The 20,750-nt window shown below is 38.2% G+C and carries 20 protein-coding genes; 11 read left to right on the forward strand and 9 right to left on the reverse strand.

All coding sequences use genetic code 11. The features are described 5' to 3' along the window. Positions 1 to 126: 126 nt before the first annotated feature. The 3 genes from BB781_RS12145 to BB781_RS15400 form a co-directional block, all read right to left on the reverse strand. Positions 127 to 645 carry a pentapeptide repeat-containing protein gene (locus BB781_RS12145; RefSeq protein WP_094228747.1) on the reverse strand — a complete coding sequence of 173 codons (519 nt, stop codon included), beginning with the start codon at positions 643 to 645 and terminating at the stop codon, positions 127 to 129. Between the two features lie 410 nt (positions 646 to 1,055). After that, complete coding sequence (locus BB781_RS12155) at positions 1,056 to 1,700, reverse strand: hypothetical protein (protein ID WP_129582710.1); 645 nt, start codon at positions 1,698 to 1,700, stop codon at positions 1,056 to 1,058. Positions 1,701 to 2,040: 340 nt separating this feature from the next. After that, entirely contained in the window at positions 2,041 to 2,319 is a 279-nt protein-coding gene (locus BB781_RS15400) for a hypothetical protein (RefSeq protein ID WP_129582711.1), read from the reverse strand. Positions 2,320 to 2,456: 137 nt separating this feature from the next. Between BB781_RS15400 and BB781_RS12165 the strand changes: the two genes are divergently transcribed. The 5 genes from BB781_RS12165 to BB781_RS16200 all read left to right on the forward strand — a co-directional run bounded on the left by BB781_RS12165 (position 2,457) and on the right by BB781_RS16200 (position 5,670). Next, the gene (locus tag BB781_RS12165; RefSeq protein ID WP_094228751.1) at positions 2,457 to 3,305 is read left to right on the forward strand and encodes a HAMP domain-containing protein; all 849 of its coding nucleotides are present in this window, start codon (positions 2,457 to 2,459) and stop codon (positions 3,303 to 3,305) included. 2 nt (positions 3,306 to 3,307) lie between these two features. Continuing rightward, a complete protein-coding gene (locus BB781_RS15800; protein WP_164997875.1) occupies positions 3,308 to 3,475 on the forward strand; it encodes a hypothetical protein in 168 nt (55 codons plus the stop codon). A 149-nt stretch (positions 3,476 to 3,624) separates the two neighbouring features. Beyond that, positions 3,625 to 4,065, forward strand: a complete 441-nt coding sequence (locus BB781_RS12170) for a pyridoxamine 5'-phosphate oxidase family protein (protein WP_094228752.1) — start codon at positions 3,625 to 3,627, stop codon at positions 4,063 to 4,065. Next, positions 4,062 to 4,388 carry a PEP/pyruvate-binding domain-containing protein gene (locus tag BB781_RS12175; protein ID WP_094228753.1) on the forward strand — a complete coding sequence of 109 codons (327 nt, stop codon included), beginning with the start codon at positions 4,062 to 4,064 and terminating at the stop codon, positions 4,386 to 4,388. Before BB781_RS12170 ends, BB781_RS12175 begins: the two co-directional genes overlap by 4 nt. Before the next feature lie 370 nt (positions 4,389 to 4,758). Continuing rightward, complete coding sequence (locus tag BB781_RS16200) at positions 4,759 to 5,670, forward strand: DUF4350 domain-containing protein (RefSeq protein WP_242492655.1); 912 nt, start codon at positions 4,759 to 4,761, stop codon at positions 5,668 to 5,670. Positions 5,671 to 5,739: 69 nt separating this feature from the next. Here the strand turns inward: BB781_RS16200 and BB781_RS12185 are convergent, their stop codons facing one another. Beyond that, positions 5,740 to 6,204 carry a metal-binding protein gene (locus BB781_RS12185; protein ID WP_094228754.1) on the reverse strand — a complete coding sequence of 155 codons (465 nt, stop codon included), beginning with the start codon at positions 6,202 to 6,204 and terminating at the stop codon, positions 5,740 to 5,742. 399 nt (positions 6,205 to 6,603) lie between these two features. Between BB781_RS12185 and BB781_RS12190 the strand changes: the two genes are divergently transcribed. Both BB781_RS12190 and BB781_RS12195 read left to right on the forward strand, forming a co-directional pair. Beyond that, on the forward strand, positions 6,604 to 6,993 hold the full coding sequence (locus tag BB781_RS12190) for an META domain-containing protein (RefSeq protein WP_164997876.1): 390 nt from the start codon (positions 6,604 to 6,606) through the stop codon (positions 6,991 to 6,993). Between the two features lie 29 nt (positions 6,994 to 7,022). Beyond that, the gene (locus tag BB781_RS12195) at positions 7,023 to 7,805 is read left to right on the forward strand and encodes an HD domain-containing protein (protein ID WP_094228756.1); all 783 of its coding nucleotides are present in this window, start codon (positions 7,023 to 7,025) and stop codon (positions 7,803 to 7,805) included. 18 nt (positions 7,806 to 7,823) lie between these two features. Here BB781_RS12195 and BB781_RS12200 read toward each other — a convergent pair whose 3' ends face one another. The 4 genes from BB781_RS12200 to BB781_RS12215 all read right to left on the reverse strand — a co-directional run bounded on the left by BB781_RS12200 (position 7,824) and on the right by BB781_RS12215 (position 11,936). Next, the gene (locus BB781_RS12200; RefSeq protein WP_164997877.1) at positions 7,824 to 8,753 is read right to left on the reverse strand and encodes a potassium channel family protein; all 930 of its coding nucleotides are present in this window, start codon (positions 8,751 to 8,753) and stop codon (positions 7,824 to 7,826) included. A 616-nt stretch (positions 8,754 to 9,369) separates the two neighbouring features. Beyond that, a complete protein-coding gene (locus tag BB781_RS12205; protein ID WP_094228758.1) occupies positions 9,370 to 10,140 on the reverse strand; it encodes a CPBP family glutamic-type intramembrane protease in 771 nt (256 codons plus the stop codon). 33 nt (positions 10,141 to 10,173) lie between these two features. Next, complete coding sequence (locus BB781_RS12210; protein WP_094228759.1) at positions 10,174 to 11,613, reverse strand: ribulose-bisphosphate carboxylase; 1,440 nt, start codon at positions 11,611 to 11,613, stop codon at positions 10,174 to 10,176. 116 nt (positions 11,614 to 11,729) lie between these two features. Continuing rightward, positions 11,730 to 11,936: a hypothetical protein gene (locus tag BB781_RS12215; RefSeq protein ID WP_094228760.1), complete on the reverse strand. Its 207-nt coding sequence runs from the start codon at positions 11,934 to 11,936 to the stop codon at positions 11,730 to 11,732. 178 nt (positions 11,937 to 12,114) lie between these two features. On the opposite strand from BB781_RS12215, the gene BB781_RS12220 reads away from it, so the two are divergent. From BB781_RS12220 to BB781_RS12230, 3 genes are all read left to right on the forward strand, one after another. Further along, a complete protein-coding gene (locus BB781_RS12220; RefSeq protein ID WP_094228761.1) occupies positions 12,115 to 12,852 on the forward strand; it encodes an SIMPL domain-containing protein in 738 nt (245 codons plus the stop codon). A 257-nt stretch (positions 12,853 to 13,109) separates the two neighbouring features. Next, complete coding sequence (locus BB781_RS12225; protein ID WP_094228762.1) at positions 13,110 to 16,157, forward strand: PAS domain S-box protein; 3,048 nt, start codon at positions 13,110 to 13,112, stop codon at positions 16,155 to 16,157. Between the two features lie 282 nt (positions 16,158 to 16,439). After that, a complete protein-coding gene (locus BB781_RS12230; RefSeq protein ID WP_094228763.1) occupies positions 16,440 to 17,615 on the forward strand; it encodes a type III PLP-dependent enzyme in 1,176 nt (391 codons plus the stop codon). Positions 17,616 to 17,920: 305 nt separating this feature from the next. Here BB781_RS12230 and BB781_RS12235 read toward each other — a convergent pair whose 3' ends face one another. After that, the gene (locus BB781_RS12235) at positions 17,921 to 18,697 is read right to left on the reverse strand and encodes a winged helix-turn-helix domain-containing protein (RefSeq protein ID WP_094228764.1); all 777 of its coding nucleotides are present in this window, start codon (positions 18,695 to 18,697) and stop codon (positions 17,921 to 17,923) included. A gap of 231 nt (positions 18,698 to 18,928) precedes the next feature. On the opposite strand from BB781_RS12235, the gene pncB reads away from it, so the two are divergent. Next, entirely contained in the window at positions 18,929 to 20,137 is a 1,209-nt protein-coding gene (gene pncB / locus BB781_RS12240; protein ID WP_094228765.1) for a nicotinate phosphoribosyltransferase, read from the forward strand. The last annotated feature ends 613 nt before the right edge of the window (positions 20,138 to 20,750 follow it).

Below are 20,750 nucleotides of genomic sequence, written 5' to 3' on the forward strand. Positions count from 1 at the left end.
ATAATTTACGTCTCAAATTTGTGTTAAGGTTGGTGAATGATGGTTTTTTATCAGGCTGAATAATTACTAAAAATCAATATTGTTAACATAACACGAAAAACTGCTAATATTTAGGTTCGCAGTTGCTCATTCCAGTTCAATATCATAGGTGTTTAACAGAGAGATTACTTCAGGAATGGAGAATTTTGTTTTTTTCAGGAAATTATTATTCGGATCAATGTCATAGTTTTTTGCATTCCTGAATGATGTGAAGCTCAGGTTTGTATTTCGAAAGAGACTTTTCTTTAGATCAGAGCCTTCAAAATTTGCTTTTTTAAGGTTTGTATTCATAAAATCACAGTCATAAACCTGACAATTAATAAAGACAGTATTTTCCAGATTAATGTCTGAGAATATGGAATAGGAAAGGAAAGAATGTTCAAACCCGATTGTAAGTATAAAATTGTTACATTTTGAAAAATCCAGGCCCTGAATTTTGCAGTTCCTGAATATTACATCCTGAAATCTTGTGTTATTCAAATCTACATTTGATAAGTTGCAGTTTTCAAAGTTACAATCAATGAATTTTGAATTTTTAAAGGATATACCTGTAAAATTGGTGTTCTCAAAGGTTTCTTCTTGAAACTCTTCATCCTGACATTTCATAGTTTAGAGAAGTTCCCAACATGTTATTTAATATTTTTCACGCGAAAGACATCAAAAAACATAACTGAATAACAAACCCAACAGAAAAGAAGTAATATTGCAGATAAAAGAGAGTAGTAATGCCCTATTAATACTTATTTTCAATACAAAATAATAGATAATGGATTCTATCAGAAAAACGGAAAGTTCTCCAAACACATTAAGAAGATAGTATGATCTTATTATGAGGGGGAATATGAACCAGAGATATGGAAGTGTTGCGAAAGAAGAAAAGAATCCTGCAAATATCAGTATTCTATCTTTGATATGAGATTTATCCAGCTTAAAAATAGATCTGGCAATTAGAAATAAAACGATGGTTTCTATAGCTATTGTAAGTACCAGGGACACTAAAAATCTGTATTCATATATCATCTGTGATCATCAGGATTTGTTCCGAATAGGCGCTGGAAAAAGTGAATAAACCTCTCAAGAATATTGTCTCCGGCTATACTTTGATTACTGGAAAAAGAAGAATTTATCACTTGTTCAATATTTCCGTCAGTATCATCTTCAAATTCCAGTTTATCTGAAATGTTCTCGTTTACAATTGAAGAGGAATTGTTAAAAATTAATTTCAGGCCGGATACTTCAGGTTTACCGAACATTTCCACTTTGTCTGGTATACCCGCTACATATCTGGATATCTTTTTTGATTCATAGAGTACCAATTTATCATCTGTGAAACCTGCCACTGAATAGAAGATTTCTTCTTCATTTAACGGATTTACTATAGCTACTAAACTCCAGTCAGGATTTAAGTCAAGTTGATAGCCACGTATATTATTATCGGAATCAAAGTCTATATTTTCAAGGCCTTTTGCAGTAAGGTAATCCTTTTCCATTGCATATATCGTCAAATCATTGGCTTTATAGAATTGCGTCAGGCATTCATCAGATGTAATAATATATGGATTCTCACACTGGATGACCGGACCTCTTATGTATCCTACAAATGCCACTTCTGGAAAATCACTTAAATCTGTTATTTTTACACATCTTTTGATACCTTTCATACCCGGTGGCATTATATCCGCATCAACAGGCAGCATAGAAACAAAAAAGATTGCAATCACTAACAAAATTATGACTTTCATGATATCATTCACCTACATTTAAAAAATATGAGTTTAACTTATTAATATTTTGTGCACATATGAGATTCAGCATATAGTTGAAAAAGAAATGAAATATAATCCAATGATCGTGTGTTATTGAATCATTTTTTTATCCACTTTTTATCTATGGAAGATCAAGCCGCTATGATCCAGCAGGTCATATAATCTCACTTTTATGAGGTCAGTTACAACAAAAGTCACCAATGCATACAGCAAGATGAAGACTGCAAGTTTCCATTCAATTGGTGATATGTAGAAACCATAGACCACAACAAGAGTCGCCAGCAGTTTCGTACCGATGGTTGACCAGAAAAGAATCCCACTTGGTCTTATGGACCAGAATGGACCAGAATGGACCACGGGTGCGGGCAAGGAATATCGTAAGATGCCCGGCAACTGCAAGTTTAAGGAATATGAAAGATTGCAAAACATCCTGGTCCAGATTCAGCACATGCAGTCCGATATAAAAAACTATGAATGAAGATATAACGCCTATAATTCCCAAAAATGTTGCCATGCTGAGAACCTCACGGATATTCCATTTATCCAGTCTGATAAATCACACAGGATATCCAAGCAGATATTTATATACTTATAATAAAATACAAGTTTATCAATTCAATTAACGATACATTCTAAGTAAAGAGGTAGAAAATGGTTAAATGGTACAACAGTTTGGAAACAAAATTAACTGTAAGCTTTTTAGTTTTAATTTTGCTTGTGTCAATGAGCACATTCTCTTTTACGGTACAGGAAGCAAAAACAGCTATAACCGATCAGATGAAGGAGGAATTGATCCTTTCTGCAAATATAATGTCGAGTCAGGTCGATGGAGATCTTCTTAACCAGATACACGGTGAAGGAGATACTGAAAATGAGGCATTTATACAGGTCTATAAAAAGTTAGACGAATTAAGAGGGGATAATACTGACATAATTACTTACCTTTACGTCCTGAGACTGGATGATGAAGGAAATGCGAGATTCATTGTAGATGTCGACTATCTTGAAGATGGAATCGTAGACGTTTACGCTGACGATCTTTATGAAGATGCTCCAATTGAAGACATTGAGAAAGGTATGGTTGGACCCCATGCATCAGATGAGCCATATACAGATGAATGGGGCACGTTTATGACAGGCTATGCACCAATATATGATTCAGATGGTAATGTTGCAGGTGTCCTTGGAGTTGATTTTGATATCGCTACAGTCAAAGAGAAGCAGGACTTCCTGAGTTCCCTTGTCTACTATATACTGGTTGGTTCAATACTTGCTGCTACTTCAGTGATTCTGTATTTCTCAAGAACGATTATTAAGGAATTGAATAGCATCACTAAAGTTGCGAATAGTATCTCAAATGGAGAATTGAACGTAGACCTTCCGGAAATAAAGTCAAAATCAGAGATATACGAATTGAATGAAGGTATGAGGAGCGTTCTTGCAGTAGTAGAATTCCTTACGGATGAAGTTGAACAAAATTCAATTGAAGGTGGTGTGTAAATATGGGCCAGAAATTAGTTTCATATTTTGCAACCGCAAAAGCAAAAGGCGGTCTTGGTGCTCAGGTGAAGCTAGCTGCTATAACGAAGATGAGCTCCGCAAAAGCAGCAACTGAAGAAGACTCATCTGCTAATATTGCATTATTTGAGAAAGCAATTTCCATGATATGATCCTTTTTTGGTTTCGTAGATATCTCTTTTACAGGATGTCTACATTTCTTATTTTTATAAATGTCATTTGACACATTTTCTACAAATCCAATAAAACATAAATACACAGGAACCAATTTTAAAATGTGGATTTAAGTGGTGATTCCTGAATGTCTGAGAGTAACCTGGAAAAAAATCTGAAAGCCCTTATGAAAGAGCAAAGGCTTGCTGTTCTCGCTACATGCCATGATGGGGAACCGTATACCAATCTTGTAGCCTTCGTGACGAGTGATGACCTTAAACACATCTTTTTTGTTACCCCTATGGCCACAAGAAAATATTCATATCTGACTGCTTCCCGAAAAGCTTCAATGATGATAGATAACAGGTCTAACAAGGAGAGTGATTTTAAGGATGCTATGGCTGTGAATGCAGAAGGTACTGTTCTGGAAGTTGAAAAAACCGATGAACTTAATTCACTCTATCTGGAAAAACACCCCTATCTCAAAGATTTCCTTAATTCTCCTTCATCGGCCCTGATGAGAATGGAAGTTAAGAGATATATTGTTGCTAGCAGGTTCCAGAATGTCGTGGAGATAGATATGGCATGAAGGAACTTGTTATTTCTATGGGGGATATAACTGAAAAACACAGAGAACTTATCGGCTCAAAAGCATTCTCCCTCCATGTACTTCATGATGAGGGACTAAAAGTTCCTCCATATACATGTATTACCACCAAAGCCTATGATAAATACCTGAAGTTCAGCTCACTGAAAGGCTGGATAACACTTGAGCTTGCCAGAAAGGATATCAAGGATATGCGCTGGGAAGAGATGTGGGACCTGTCCATGAGGATCAGAAATTTCTTCATGAATACACCAATCCCTGAAACGCTTGAAAAGGAAATAAGAAATAACCTGGACAAACCTTGACCGATGTGGGCTTCCCTCTGGTCTGATGCAGCTTTTACTTCAAATTCAATGTAAACGAAGCTCTTCAAGAGGAGTATCATGGATAAAGACAATACATCACCATTTTGTAATTGTATTTCATCACCATGTATTTGATCACCATAATTAACATCTCACACAATAACAATATATTTGAGGAGTATTATAATTAATTAAGAATGTATATATACGACAAGATCCATTTTTGAGAAGAGACTAATCTTTGTCTGTAGAGACAGAGCTGCCTTTTATTTGTGCATTGCACTGTTTTGGGATTTCCTGCCTTATTGACAGCTATCTCTGTGGGTTAGATAGTCCTTAAGAGGTATATAATGGAAAATAGGTGGTACAAGTGAAAACAAATAGAAGCAAAATAATTTTAGTGGTCATTGCAGTCCTGATGATAGCAATGGCAGGTACAATAACAACATCTGCTGCTGGCATTGACCTCATGACCGGAAATGAGTATATTGAGGAAAGTAAAAGTAATATAGTATTTTATTCCCATTCTGCCCCGGTGGAGGATTCTGATCAGAAGATCCTGTGGGATCTGACACATGGAGTATACGAAGATTACCAACCTTCTGGTCGCTACACTGATCTTGTGACTATTTTAAATGGTATGGGGTACACAGTCCAGACAACAGATATCGGCTTAAATAATGTCGACCTGTCAGAGTATGATATTCTGGTCATCTGTATCGCTTCATCCAATGACACCCAATACAGCCCAGTCGAAGTAGCTGCCATCGAAGAATTCGTGGTCAACGGCGGCGGTCTCCTGGTAACGGGGGATAACACACATGTTCCAAATAAAAATATCCAACCTGTGGCTGACCTATTCGGCACACAGCTGGGTGAATCGTACATTAGCCCATCGGACCTTTACATCACAAACACGGCATCCCATCCCATCTATGATGGTGTATCCCGGTTCATTTTCCGTGCGGCAGGTGAGATCTCAGGCTCGAATCCCTCTGAAGAAGTTGCATGGGACGGTAATGGAAGTGCTGTTATGACCGTGGTGAGCTGCCCGGGTAAGGTTGTGATCACAGGAGACTCCAGTTTCTGCGGCAACTATTATATTAAGTTGGAGGACAACGAGCAACTTACACGCAATATTTTCACATGGCTTGATGAACCATGTGAAGACCAGAGCATTCCTGATGAAAATCAGAGTATTCCGGAGTTCCCGACCATTGCACTGCCAATGGCAGCAATAATCGGTTTGGCATTCTTCCTGCAGCGCAGGAAAGAGAAGTAAGGGTCCAACCCTTGCTTTCATCTTTACTTCCTGCTGTTTTATTCTTTTTCCATCCTTTTGTAAGCCATGTCAAAAAATACTTTTAAGTTTTGAGATGAGACAATCCGATATAATGTGAACTTCCATTGACATGATCATTCCGGTTGTGACTGCTATGATAAAAGTTCCGGGGATCTTATGCAACTCAAAGCCAGCAAGCAGGAGAAGTGAAGCAACTATTATTGCAAGGTTCATTACTATTGAAAGAGGACCTACCACCGGATGATGTGAGAGACCCCTGTGCTTGAAAACAACTTTATATGGCCACCAGATTATCCTGAGAATCCCCCATCTTTTGTAGGGTTTGCTGTTAATATCAAGGTCCGGGCTAAGGAAGAATGTTGCAAACAGGTAGGCAGTCGAAAATGCCAGTATTATTGGCATGTTCAGATAGCTCAGGTCGATAGTTCTTTCCTTGCCTAGATAATACAGGCCCGATAAAACAATTATCAGTACTGTTGCATTTATCAGGTCATGGGTTTTTCCATCTGGCATTGTTATTTTTCCCTCACAATATGCTTTTGTTTAACTAATTATGTGGTTACTAATATAAAACAAATCTCAAACCAGGGGCCTCATCGTTTCTTGTATAGCATATAATCGTATCAAATATCGAGGATTTGCCAGTCCTGAAAACAGCAAAGAGCTTTGAGACAAAGGGCTGGGCGGTTGCTAATACAGTCTGGATTGATTCCATTGTGCTTTTAAATAGCTTTATACAAATACACATCAGGTGACTTTGAATTGGCTTGAGGTTTAGAATGGGCATAAATAGTAAGAATACATATCTGGTTTAAAGAGGCGAAAACAGTGAATGTTATAACAAAATTATTATATTTACTTCTTATTCTCAGCTTGCTCACAGCTGCCCTTTCAGTATCCGGATGTACTGAATTGGACGAGAGAACAGAAGAAGGTGAGTCTCACATAATCCTTCTTAATAATATCATTGACGCAAAATGGCAATGGTCTGAGTCAGTTGAAACAGAACCCTCTGGCCAGTTATTTGTTCCGGAGCCGGAAAAGTATACGATTACCTTTTCAGCAGACGGAACGTATCTTATCAGGGCAGACTGTAACAGTGGAAGTGGAAGCTACGTTCTGGAAGAAGACCAAATGACATTGTCCCCAGGTCCGATGACATTAGTATATTGTGGCTCTGAATCACTGGATTATAAATACATAGCTTTTCTGGGCAATGTCACATCAATATCAATAGAAAACGATCAGCTTGTACTTTATGTAGGTGAAAGCGGCGATAAAATGATTTTTATCAGAGGATAGTAAAGTCAGGACCTGCAAGGGGTAAACCAATGAAAGAAGAAGATTTTCTCAATTTCAATGAATGGTTCTACCATTATGTCAGGTCTTTTTATTCAGATGATGCCTTTATTCAGCAGAATGTCATACTCAAGGAAGAGCATAGTATCAGGGTATGTGATAATGTCTCCCTGATCGCAAGGTCTGAGAATCTGGATGCTGAAGACTATAATCTTGCAAGAACGATTGCTCTTTTCCACGATATCGGCCGGTTCGAACAGATTCTTAAATACAGGACTTTCAAGGATTCTGAATCTGAAAACCATGCCCTTCTGGGAATGGAGATATTGAAGGCAGCAGGAATTCTTTCAGATCTGCCTTCGGAAGAGCAGGAAATCATCCTTACAGCCATCATGAATCATAACATTCAAAGAATACCAGATGGTCTTGATCAAAGAACACTCCTTCATTCCAGACTTATCAGGGATGCGGATAAACTGGATATATATCAAGTCCTGACCGATTACTATGAAATAAAAAAAACATCCCCAAATCCTGCTATCGATATGGGGTTATCTGACATTTCGGAATATTCCCCAGACTTGATAAAGGATATCTTCGCTAACAAAGTATTAAGTGTTAAAAATATCAGAACATGCAATGATATGAAACTCACCCGTCTTGCATGGTTGTTCGATCTGAACTTCATCGAAACTTTCAGGCTTGTCAGGGAAAGAGGTTACATTGATAAAGTGATCAATAGTCTTCCGCATAACCGTGAAATAGACGGCCTGCATACTTATCTGAAAAAGTACATGGATTCAATTCTAGAATAAGGATATCATACGATTCCATCACACCAGCACCACTAGCTTATCTCCCTTTTCAAGTACTATGTCTATGGCAGGATTTACTATGTTTTCCCTGTTCCTATAGATTGCAAGCAGGGTCATGCCATCCTTTGCCTTAAGGTCAACTATTATATCACCAACTGTTTTTCCCAGGAGTTTTTCTGTGATATTCATTTCCACAAAATCATGTCCTACAAGAGAAGTTGTGACATCTGATATGAGATTAACAACAGAAGGCTCAAAGACTGCTGATGCAAGTAAGCGCCCGGTGAAGGTATCAGTATTAATGATATGGTTAGCTCCAAGTGATTTCAGGGTTCCGTACCTTTCTTCTGAAGTGATGGTTGCAATTATCTCAGCCGTTGGGTTAAGTTCTCTTGCAAGGGCCGTGGCGAGTATATTGGTACTGTCGTTTCCCGTTTCAACAATAATATGTTTTGCTGCAGCTATGTTGGCCTTGATCAGAAAAACCTTTTCTATCGGACTTCCCCTGATGAAATGCACCTTGTCTGGGAATGGATTCAGGTTATATATCTCAGAGACAAGACAAATTTCCTGGAAATCAGCTATTTCCTGTACAGCAGCCGTTATAATTTCATTCGAACTTCCAAGTATGACAACATGATCCTTTTGGTTAGATTTATTCAACCCTCTCACCTTCTTCTGATGCATCTCATATATCGACACGGCAACAATAGGAAGCATAAGCACACCTATACCCATGGTGGGGATGTACAGGAGCCTTGCCAGTGGTGAACTTGGAGACACATCTCCAAAACCTACTGTAGTTAGCGTAGCAGCAGTAGCATATATCGAATCGATCAGGCTTTTTCCGTCCAGAAGATAAAGAATAAGTACTTGTATAGTTGCACTGACTATAAAAAAAAGCAGGATCCTTTTTTCACTACCTTTCACAGACTCTATAAATCTCATGATAGAGTCTTCCATTTTTTCCAGAGGCCAGAGCACCATATCGATCTACTATTACTATTATTATAAGTTAATTAATATAAGAATGCAGTTATATGTTGAACATTTACGTATATAAATTTATCATTTTAGTCCTGCTCTAAAAAACTGTATAAGTAGGGACTTGTCTATTTCATGATTAGTTGTGTAGACTCTTTAGAATCTGATTTTTGAAATAGTGTCCACATACATCATCATAATGATGCTCATTATATATTAAAGAATAGATATATTTATATAGTTGGAAAATATACTACAGATTGCAGTCACAAAGGCTGATGATTCAGAGTGATTGTATGACCATTCGGTGGTACGATATGGACTTGATTGAAATAACTGAAGCTAAAAACGGATAAAAACATGAACGCTAACAAACCTGTTCCACATTACTCCCACACACACATCAGGTTTGTTACGTTCAGGCTTTAGTCATCACGATTATTGGAGTATGAGCGAAAGGGGAATTTGTTCCTTTGGGAACCAGGTTATTGTCGCTAGAATGGAAAGTGACCCATTTACTTTCCATCTTTTTGTTTTTTAGAATTGTAATCACTTTTAGTGTAAGGTTAGAAAATCCTTTTTAAAACAATGAACCCAGAACTACTAATATCATCAGGCTGGTGGTGAGGTTTGCAAGAAATGCAGCTTCAAGTCCTTTTTTCCAGTAAAGCCATCCAAATACTGTCCCGGCAATTACATTCAATATGACAATACCCCATATCTGCAGTTGTCCTACATCCATTGTCGAGGGTGATATCAGATATACCGATCCATAGATCAGGCTCACTAGCAATATTGAAAGCCAGATACCTGTATTTGTGGGACGGTTCTCTGAAGTCTTTCTTATTTTCCAGGATATCCAGACAAAAAGAGTCATCAGGAAATATCTCAATAAAATCTCTTCCACCGCAGCTGCATAGAATGAGTAAAGAAAACGTTGCCATAAAGGCGGGGTCAGTAAAAGAGAGATAAAAGGTTCAGTTGACATTGAAAATACAAGCCAGCTAAGAATAAAAATGATAGCACCTGTAAGAGCACCAAGGAAAATGGACAATTTTACGGAGGGAAAAAAACTTTTATCCAGGCCCTTACCTTCGGAGAGTGATCCAAGAAACGGTGCTCCCAATCCAACTTTCTTGCCAAGATAAAGCCCTATGAATATAAACAACAAAAAAAGTATTGTTGAACGGGCAAACTGGACGGCCAGGACATTGGGCAACGAACCTCCAAGATCATATATCATATCTGTAGATACCGATATAGAATATGGCAGGGCTAAAAGCAGCGAGAACTCTGCCACCATGAACAATAACCAGTAAACGTTCCAGTCCACAAGATCCCTGAGTTTCATACCATCACCCTAATTGACAAGTACTAAAATTGATCACATTGCATCTTTCGATGCTTTTGTGAAATACTCGATTGCCTGTGCCAGCTCCTTATGATCTTTGGCATACTCTGCAATGTCAGTATTCTTAAGATAGGCGTCGCATGCTTGTACAAGGGCTTTGGCACCTGCATGGGTTCCACCGGGATGAGCATGTACACCAGAACCCATAGTTGTTATGAAATCCACGTTCTCCATTACATCAATAAAGGTTTTCAATCTTACAGGATTCAGTCCTCCGGACACGATGGGACAGCATTTCTTCATGCCTCTCCAGCTATCATCCTCAAGAATAACATGATGTGCCAGATCCTCGTTCACAAGACCGATGGCATCCTTATCATTCTCCGGGATCTTTGTCCAGCTTTGCTTAAAGAAATGACCGTTTGAACTCAGATACTGGATGCCGTGTGCAGCAACAACATCCTCTTCAGGTGTTCCCTTCATTTTACCAACACCAGCAGTGCCTGTATGTATTCCTGAAGCACCGGCAAGCCTTGCAAACTTGGACAGGACAAGTACTGAGAATCCCAGCGGGTTCTCCGGTCTTGTGAAAGCCCCGTGAGCTGCCCTATGGAAGTGGATGAACACTCCCGGATATCTTCTCCTGAGCGTCTGCACAGCCATCCAGCCGGCAGTTATCCCATCAATGAGAAATGCGTAGCTTCCGGGTTCAAAGCCTGCATTGACGATCATTTCACATCTTTCGATCATGGTGTCAAAATCTGCGGCTGACACATTGAACGAGTGAACCTTTTTCTGTCCGGTTTCCCTGACAGCTTTGTCCATAGCTTCCTTTACATGCTTTACCATCTTGTCATATGGACAGAAATCCTGGTTTGCCTGTGGCTCATCATTCTTGACAAAATCCCCGCCACCTCTCCAGAAGTCATAACAGACCTCGGCATACTCAGCTGAAGTAAGTCCCATCTTTGGCTTCACGATGGTTCCCAGGATTGGCCTTTCATATACGTTCAGGTATTTTCTCATGTCATCCACAGTATAGCTCGGACCGTCATACTGTTCAAGCATTGATGGAGGAAACCAGACATCCAGAAGCTTTAAAGCAGCCACTTCTTTCATCCCAAGGATGTTACCCACAATATAGGTAAGGATATTCTGGACATTACCCCCTCTGTCAAAAAGCCTCCATGGATAGGCTATCCAGACAAGTTCCCTCTCCAGATCAAGCTGGTAGACCAGCGCATTCATTGTCCTGGAAAAAGGAGTTTCTGTGGTTACTTTGAAATTAGTTCCCGTGGAAGATTCAGCAGCAACTTCAGCAGCCGCCTGTAGCATGTTGAATTTCCCGCCTGGTACAAGGTGAAATACCCCAAGGAGATATTCACCGTTTGTCGGGTCTGGTAATTCCAGATCCACATATGATTCCTGCTTGGAGTTGAGCGATTTGACCAGATCTTTGTGAATAGAACTCATGTAATGAAAGACAGTCTGCAATCTATTTTAGTTTTTGCAGGCTGAATGAATCTCAATGAATCATAAAGTATGAACATGTAAAAATAAAGTTCAGAAAAAAAGCAAATTGTAAAGTGTCATGCATCCTTGTTTCGTGTTCGGTCCTCTGAAGGAGAGATATTGTCATTTGGTTCGCCGGGTCCGATGTCCCCGTTTCCAGGTTGTGTCTCATCTGCACTATGGTCATTGTAGTTTTCATCACCCATTGCATTAGCCACAGCATTGCCGGATAACATAGCAATAGCTAACATTATGATCAACGATATCAGTATCAGCTTTTTCATTGTAAACCTCTTGTTTTATGTTTTGCACTATCAGTTTATATCACTTTTGATTAGAAAACAGATTTTTAAAATGACTGTCAAAATAAATTGAAAAATGTAATGCACCTCCTTTAGATAAGAATATAAAGAGATACAAAGCAATATAGAATATTTAATTAACAAAATAGGGGTGTGGAATATGTCACAAGAAAATTTGAACAATAAATTATACTATATTGTCTTTGCCCTGTCAATAGCACTGGTATTAATGATAGCCGTATTATATGCCAGTTCACAGAGTGCACCGGGTACAGAAAATACCTTGTATATGAGTGGATATGCGGAAACAAAAGTAGTTCCTGACACTGCAACGTTGAGTATAGGTGTTATAGTCCAGTCTGCAACTGCAAAGGAAGCATCCGATGAGAATGCGATCCTGATGAGTGCTGTCATTAAAGAACTCAAAGCTATTGGATTGCAGGATAAGAATATACAGACCTCATATATATCTGTGTACCCGGTATACAATTACGACGGGAAACAAACCATAGAAGGCTACTCTGCGTCCAATAGCGTACAGGTCACAACTATGATGCTCGATAACCTGAGTGACATCATTGACAGGTCTGCAGCTGCCGGAGCAAACCAGATTGGTAGTGTTTCTTTTTCAGTATCTGATGAAATGCAAAAAGAGCTTCGTGATGAGCTTATCAATGAGGCAGTAGCAGATGCATCTTCAAAAGCCGATATGCTTGCTAACAGCCTGGGAGTTGAGATAATCGGTGTACAAAATACCGCTATGAGTGACAGTAGTAGCTCCAGAATATATTATTCGATGCCCGAAGCAGCAATGGACGATAGTGGAGTTTCCACTCCTATCCAGCCAGGCGAATCTATTGTTTCAATGTCAGTACAGGTTACATATATCATTAACTGAGAATCGGAATTTATGCAAAATACCTGCGACAACCAATCAAGTTACAATTCCGAAAAGAATGAATTGGGTAATTAAGCCTTAATCATTCTAATTCCTTTTTCTTGATAAAGAAGCAGAACTACTGCCATATTATGCAGCATACTCCTTTTTTTAAATGTTCTTTCCGTTTAAATAACGAAGATAATGCCAGTAAGCAGTAATTTTATATATGATATTATAGTAAATTTTTTGTGTACGTGATAAACAAAAATTGTAGAATGAAAAAAGTATTATTGCTTTTTGATAGTGCATCAAATGATCCCGCTCTTTCTGAAAGAATTGGATCAAAAGGCTATTTAGTTTATGAAAGGTCTTTGAGTACTGAATGTCTGGAGGCTTTTATTCAAAATTACAGAATTGATATTATTTTACTTCATTTAAAGGAAAAAACAGTCACTATTCTCAAAAATAATGAAAATATCCTAAAAATCAAAAATATTCCTATTATTCTCATTACTTCTCTCTCGATTGATCCGGACTTCTTGTTTCATGAAGATGTGTTGTTTTCAAATTGCCTTATAGAACCATTTTCTGATGATCAACTGCATGTTTCTATCGAATTGAGTTGCCACAACCATACAAATAAAGAACTTCAGGTCAAATATGAAGTTGATCAGAAAACTGTGGAATATGCACAACGTTATAAAACAATTGCTGAGATGTCAACAGATGGTTTTTGGTACATTGACACAGAAGGCAGGATTCTGGAGGTAAACAGCAAGTACTGTGAAATGACAGGTTATTCGTACGATGAATTGCTTGGCATGAGCATATGCGATCTGGAAGCAGATATGAACCAGAAGCAGATCATATATCAAATAGACAGAACAATGAAGGTTGGTAAAGACCTCTTTGAAACTCATCATCGTACAAAAAATGACAGAATACTTGAAATTGAAGTAAGTGCCATCTATTCCGACATGTTTATTCCAGGAATATTTTGCTTTATTAGGGACATAAGCGACCGTAAAGAACTGGAACTGGCTCTTCAGGAAAGTGAGAGGGGTAAGTCTGTTCTTCTTTCTAATTTGCCTGGGATGGCCTATCGTTGTGATTATGACCGCGACTGGACAATGCGGTTTGTATCTGAAGGTTGTTATAAATTAACTGGTTATATTCCTGAAGACCTTCTTAATAACAAAATTATTACTTTTAATGATCTTATCGAGCCTGAATACAGAAACTACCTTTGGGAAAAATGGGAACAGACCCTTTCCAGAAAAGAAACATTCCAGGATGAATATACAATAACAACTGCCTCAGGAGAAGTTAAATGGGTATGGGAGCAGGGAAAAGGAATCTATGATACAAAGGGAAATGCGGTAGCTCTTGAAGGTTTCATTACTGATGTAACTCCACGTAAGCTGATGGAAGATAAGCTCAGGGAGAGTGAATCACGTTATCGCAGCCTGTTTGAGAATAATCATTCAGTCATGCTTATAATCGATCCGGAGAATGGAATTATAGTAGATGCTAACCCTGCAGCAGTTGGATATTATGGATGGACACTTGAGGAATTGCGGCTGAAGAATGTGGCAGATATCAATACATTATCTCAGTTTGAGATAAAGGAAGAGATGGAGCGTGCCAGAAAAGAACATCGTAATCATTTCTTTTTCAGACATCTTCTGGCTAATGGTTCGGTAAGGGATGTAGAAGTATTTAGTGGTCCTATACTACTTGAAGGACGGACATTACTCTACTCCATAGTTCATGATATTACAAAGCGTAAGCTTGCAGAGGAGGCTTTGATAGAAAGTGAAAAACTTTTCAGAACCACATTATATAGCATTGGAGACGGGGTCATTACCACTGATACTGCTGGAAACCTGAGACAAATGAACTTTGTGGCTGAGAAAATGACAGGATGGACAGAGGACGAGGCAAATGGAAAACCGCTGGAAGAGGTTTTTGATATTATTAATGAAGACACAAGGCTGCAAGTGGAAATACCTGTTCGCAGAGTGCTTAGAGAAGGGATGATCGTGGGTCTGGCAAATCATACATTGCTAATCTCCAGAGATGGTAAGGAGATACCAATAGCAGACAGTGGTTCACCTATTGTTAATGAAGATGGTAATATAACAGGTGTGGTGCTTGTGTTCCGTGACCAGAGTGATGAACGGAGGGCTCAGGACGCAATCGCTGAAAGTGAAGCACGTTTCCGTCTTCTTGTAGAAAATGCACCAGAAGCAATCTTTGTGCAGACAGACTGGAAATTTGCATACCTGAATCCAGAAGCATTAAAACTATTCGGTGCCAAATCGCCGGAACAATTAATAGGGCATCCTGTTATGGATAGTTTCCATTTTGATTCACATGCTGCTGTCCGGGGCCGCATTCATCGCCTGAATGAGGAAAGGCAGAGCGTTCCATTGGTAGAAGAGACCTGCCTGCGTCTTGATGGCAGTTCTTTTGTTGCAGAGGTATCTGCGGTTCCAGTAATTTATGGTGGTTCTGAGGGAGCTCTTGTGTTCTTCCGCGATATCACAGAGAGAAAACAAGCTCAAGAAGCCATTCTCAATGCTAAAATGATGTCTGACAACGCCAATCGAAGCAAGAGTGAGTTCCTGGCAAACACGAGTCATGAATTACGAACTCCTCTTAGTTCTATAATCGGTTTTTCTGATCTGCTTTTAGACGGGATGATGGGTGAGATAAACGTAAAACAAAGAAAATATATAAGCACAATAAACCAGAATGGGCATTTGCTTCTCAATTTGATCAACAATATTCTTGATATCTCCCAGATGGAATTTGGCGAAATGGAGTTAAACTACACAACTTTTGATCTGATGAGTATCATTGATGATGTTTATTCAATGATGTCCATATTGTCTAACAAAAAAAGAATAACAATTAACATGGATATTGCTATTCAGCATACCTATATCGTAGCTGATAGCACAAAGTTAAAAGAGATAATTTACAATCTTGTGGACAACTCCCTCAAATTTACCCCGGAAGGTGGATCAATCACTATCAGTGCTCTCCATAGAACCAATGATCTGGTACAGATATCTGTCACTGATACCGGCATAGGTATTTCCAAACAGGATGTAGAAAAGATATTTGATCCGTTCTATCAGGTCGATGGTTCAACAACACGCAAATATAGAGGTACTGGATTGGGTTTGACCATTATCAAGAAATTTGTAAAAATGCATGGTGGCAATATATGGGTTTTGAGTGAAGTTGGAAAAGGAAGTACATTCTCTTTCACGATCCCAATGTTCAGGGAATCTGTGGATAATATAAAAGGATAATTTTGTACCTAAAAAATTTAAAATACCGTGTTTTATTATTCTCTACTCGAAAATAAAGCCATTGATATCAATTATATATGAATATAGATGCCTATTGAGTAATTGTTTTGATTTATAATCATTATTATCAATCGATAACTGCGAAGAATCAATTTTAAATACTAAAAATACTATTAAATCCAAAATATCAAGTATTAATTTGAATAAACTAGTATGGTCTAATTTTATTTATTCAACTTACTAGCTCCTAATGATACTTGTCTAATCACAAAAGGAGTAGATATGAGAAAAGAGCAGTATAATTTTCCTCTGGATGATTTTATCTCTGAGGGGGACTTTAAAAAGATCAAGGAATTTTCTAAGGACAAAGAGACACCATTCCTTATTATAGATCTGGCTAAAGTCGAAAAAATGTATGATAAACTGGTTAAAAACATGCCTTTTGTAAAGATATATTATGCAATAAAGGCGAATCCTACTGATGAAATCATAACGGCACTCAAGAATAAAGGATCTAACTTTGATGCCGCCACAATTTATGAAATAAACCAGCTAATCAGACTTGGAGTTCAACCGGAGAGAATAAGTTACGGTAATACTATCAAGAAGGAAAAAGATATTGCCTATGCATATGAAAAAGGTATTCGTCTTTTTGTAACGGATTCTGAGAGCGATATGAAGAAAATTGCACGAAATGCTCCCGGATCCAGAGTATTTTTCCGCCTGCTCACTGAAAGTGATGGGGCAGACTGGCCATTATCCCGTAAATTCGGAGCTCATCCTGATATCATTTATGAACTGATACTTGAAGCACATGACCTTGGACTTGACCCATATGGTCTTTCATTCCATGTCGGATCCCAGCAACGCGATATTGGACAATGGGACAACGCGATCTCTAAATGCAAGTATATTTTTGAGGCAGTGGCCGAGCAAGGCATAAAGCTTAAGATGATAAACCTTGGTGGTGGATTCCCTGCTAAATACATTTCACCTGCCAATGAACTTGAAACATACGCCCATGAAATACTTCGTTTTATAGAGGAAGACTTTGGAGAAGATCACCCGGAGATTATCATCGAACCCGGGCGCTCACTTGTTGCAGATGCAGGAGTCATTGTAACAGAAGTGGTCATGATATCAAAGAAAGCAAAACTGAACCAGTACAGATGGGTATATCTGGACATTGGAAAGTTTGGAGGGCTTATAGAAACCCTTGATGAATCTATAAAATATCCAATCTACTCCGAGAAAAAGGGCTATGAAGAAGAAGTTATACTTGCGGGGCCAACCTGCGATAGTATGGACATTCTCTATGAAGATCATAAATATGCTTTCCCAAAATCATTAAAAGAAGGCGATAGACTCTTTATTTTTACTACAGGGGCTTACACGCAGAGTTACAGTTCCGTGGCTTTTAACGGGTTCCCGCCTTTGAAAGCATACCTTCTTAAATAATAAGGACCGAAAAGGACCGGAAAAAGCTAAATTTTTTCGGTCCTGACTTTTTTTTATTTTTCATGAAAGGATACAAGAATATGTATACCAAAAAAGTACGGAGGTACCTGACTTGGTCTGGCTCTGGTTTAATAATTTGTGGAAATGCATAATGGAAGTATCCGGGTTAAAAGTGAACCTGAGTGTAGCAGGTTGAAAGAACGAATGAAACTATACATAAAACCTGTCAGTGCATAATACCTGTCCTTTTGAATTATCTGTCATTGGTAATCATAAGAACCAGAACTAAGATATCTGTTTAAAAATTAAATCAGAATTTGTTGATTGTTAAGTCTATCATAGAGCTCAGCCATCCCTTTCAAGGTCAGGTGACCTTTCTTAGTGATTACATAATCTCCACGCTCTGTTATCTGGATTATCATTTCGGTGTCCAGTAGTTTCTGGATATGGAAAAGGAGATTTCCTCCACGCAAACCTGTTATCTTTGAAAGCTCTGAAAAACTCTTTGTGTCTGAATTCAGTGACTTGAGGATTGCAAGACGCTGTTTGTTAGCAAGAGGTTCGCATATTTCTGTGACAATATCATCTGACATGCTATTAATGTCTATGCCGGACTTGGAATTCGGGCTGTCATTTAAAGATCTGTTGAATGAGCGTATCATTTCCATTTGTTTATCAAATATGCGGGCGGCACTTTTTACACAGTTGTCACATTTATCCGCGACTAAAAATCCTTTAAGTTCATCAAATCTTTCCTGGAAAAGTACCAGAGAATCCTCTGTAAGTTTATCTTCCATGAGGAGCAACGCAAGCTCCTGAAGAAGATTCGAAAATGCTGGCTTACAAACCTCTTTTTTATCGCATTCCAGATTTAAGTTATCATCAAATGTATTTTTTATATCCTCCAGCATGTAATGTATGATCGGTCGTGAGAAATCAACCTTCATTTCCATAAGCTGGGAGTTCATATGAAAATGACCCGATCGTTCAAATGCCCTGTTCACATCCTTTTTCAGGGAAATTATCTCCAACCGCAGGTTTTTAAATTCCTGCAGATATATGCCGTTTTTGTCCTCATACATTTATTGCCACTCAATTGATACTCTATTTTCCTGTTATTCTATACTCTTGTGTAAGTAGTTGTACATAATTATAACATAGAACTATATTAATCTATACTGAACAAATTCATGCCCTGTTTTTTGGTCTGCGATACAGAGCACAAACAAACATGATATATAGGTAAAAGTTATACGCATGTAAGAAGGCTATACAGTAATTACTTCGTCAAAAATCAAAAAGGAAGAAACAACTTGATTTGCTCAATACTGGATAATGATCTTTATAAGTTAACAATGCAGATGGCAGTCCTTGAGCTATTTCCACAAGCAACTGCAGAATATCGTTTTACCAACAGAGGTAAACAGCGCTTCACAGAAGAATTTCTTGACGAGCTCAGAAGGATCATTAAAGAAGATATACCTAAACTCAGCCTGGCAGAGGAAGAATATACATGGCTGAAGACTGAATGCCCGTATTTTAAACCCAGTTATGTTGAGTATCTCAAAAACTATCGTTTTGATCCTTCCGAAGTTTGCGTCCTGTTGACAGGGGATGCAGACCTAGATCTTACAATAAAAGGTCCCTGGCATAGCAGTATTCTCTGGGAGATAATCCTCATGGCTACCATTTCAGAACTCTATTTTGAAATGATAGAAACGGACTGGAAGGCTGGCAAGCACGGTAATGGGTCCGGTTATGATAATCTCCTGAGGGAATATGAAAAGCTCATTGTCAGCAACGCTAAGGAACTTGAGTGCAACAGTTGTGTTTTCTCTGAATTTGGAACACGACGAAGACGGAGTTTTGAGTTCCATGATCTTGCTGTAAGGATACTGCACAAATGCAGGACATTCTCCGGTACGAGCAATGTGTACCTGGCCAAAAAATACGGTGTTAAACCAACCGGGACTATCGGCCATGAATGGATAATGGGTAATTCCGCGCTAATTGGACTGCGCAATGCCAATCTTTTCGCACTGGAGAACTGGGTAAGTGTATACAAAGGTAATCTGGGAATTGCACTTTCCGACACATTTGGTTCGGAACCTTTTTTCAGGAATTTCAACATAAAGCTGTCAAAGTTATATGATGGTGTTCGACATGACAGCGGAGATCCTATTAAATTTGCAGACAGGGTCATACAGCACTATAATATAATGGGCATCAACCCACTTACAAAAGTTATCGTTTTTAGTGATTCACTTTCTGCTGCCGATGCCATAGAGATCAAAAAGCAATGTGAAGGCCGAATAAACTGCATATTTGGTATTGGAACAAGCATTACCAATAACCATGATTTCTTCAGGTCCAGCCCTCCCCTGAACATGGTCATTAAGCTTCATAGTATTGATGGCATACCGGTAGTGAAACTAAGTGACGATGAAGGAAAAGAAACGGGAGATAAGGATGCCATTAGGGTTGCAAACTATATTTTCGGCAAGAAAGGCCTTGATGAATAGTAGATACATCCAATTTAAACGAAATGGGTTATTTCTGACATTAACCCAAGTGAAATCATCAGGATCAAATACAGCAAAAGTAAAATCACTCCGTTTTTTATTTCGGTATATGTACTATTCTTCATACAAATTCACCAATTAAATATTGGTTTTGTACTATAAAAACATTGTTAAATATCATATATATTTGCCACAATATTTGCGCATAAAAAGTATATATTAACAATGTACACTCTAAAAACACTATCTGTGGAAATTTTGTAACTGAGGCTTAACCATTTTCCTTTAAATTTCTTCTTTACCCCTAATTTCCATTTAGGACACCTATTTATGCAAAAATTTACTTAAAACAAGTCTAAATCCAAATCTAACTTATATAGAACGGATTATACCTAATTAAAGCTATATTATGTTTGCAATCGTAAAAATAACTCGTAAAAAGGTATAATCCATGATTAAGATTACTGGCAAGGGATATAAGAAAGTATTGCTTCAATTATGTGACTTTACAGAAAATTGTGAAGTAAACAGTATAAGTTTGAAAAGTGTTAAAGGCATAAGAGAATACGAAAAATTATTTGGAAAAAAGATAGAGGCCAAAAAGGAAAATGTG

The organism is Methanolobus psychrotolerans, assembly GCF_002243045.1.
Classification (GTDB): Archaea; Halobacteriota; Methanosarcinia; order Methanosarcinales; family Methanosarcinaceae; genus Methanolobus; species Methanolobus psychrotolerans.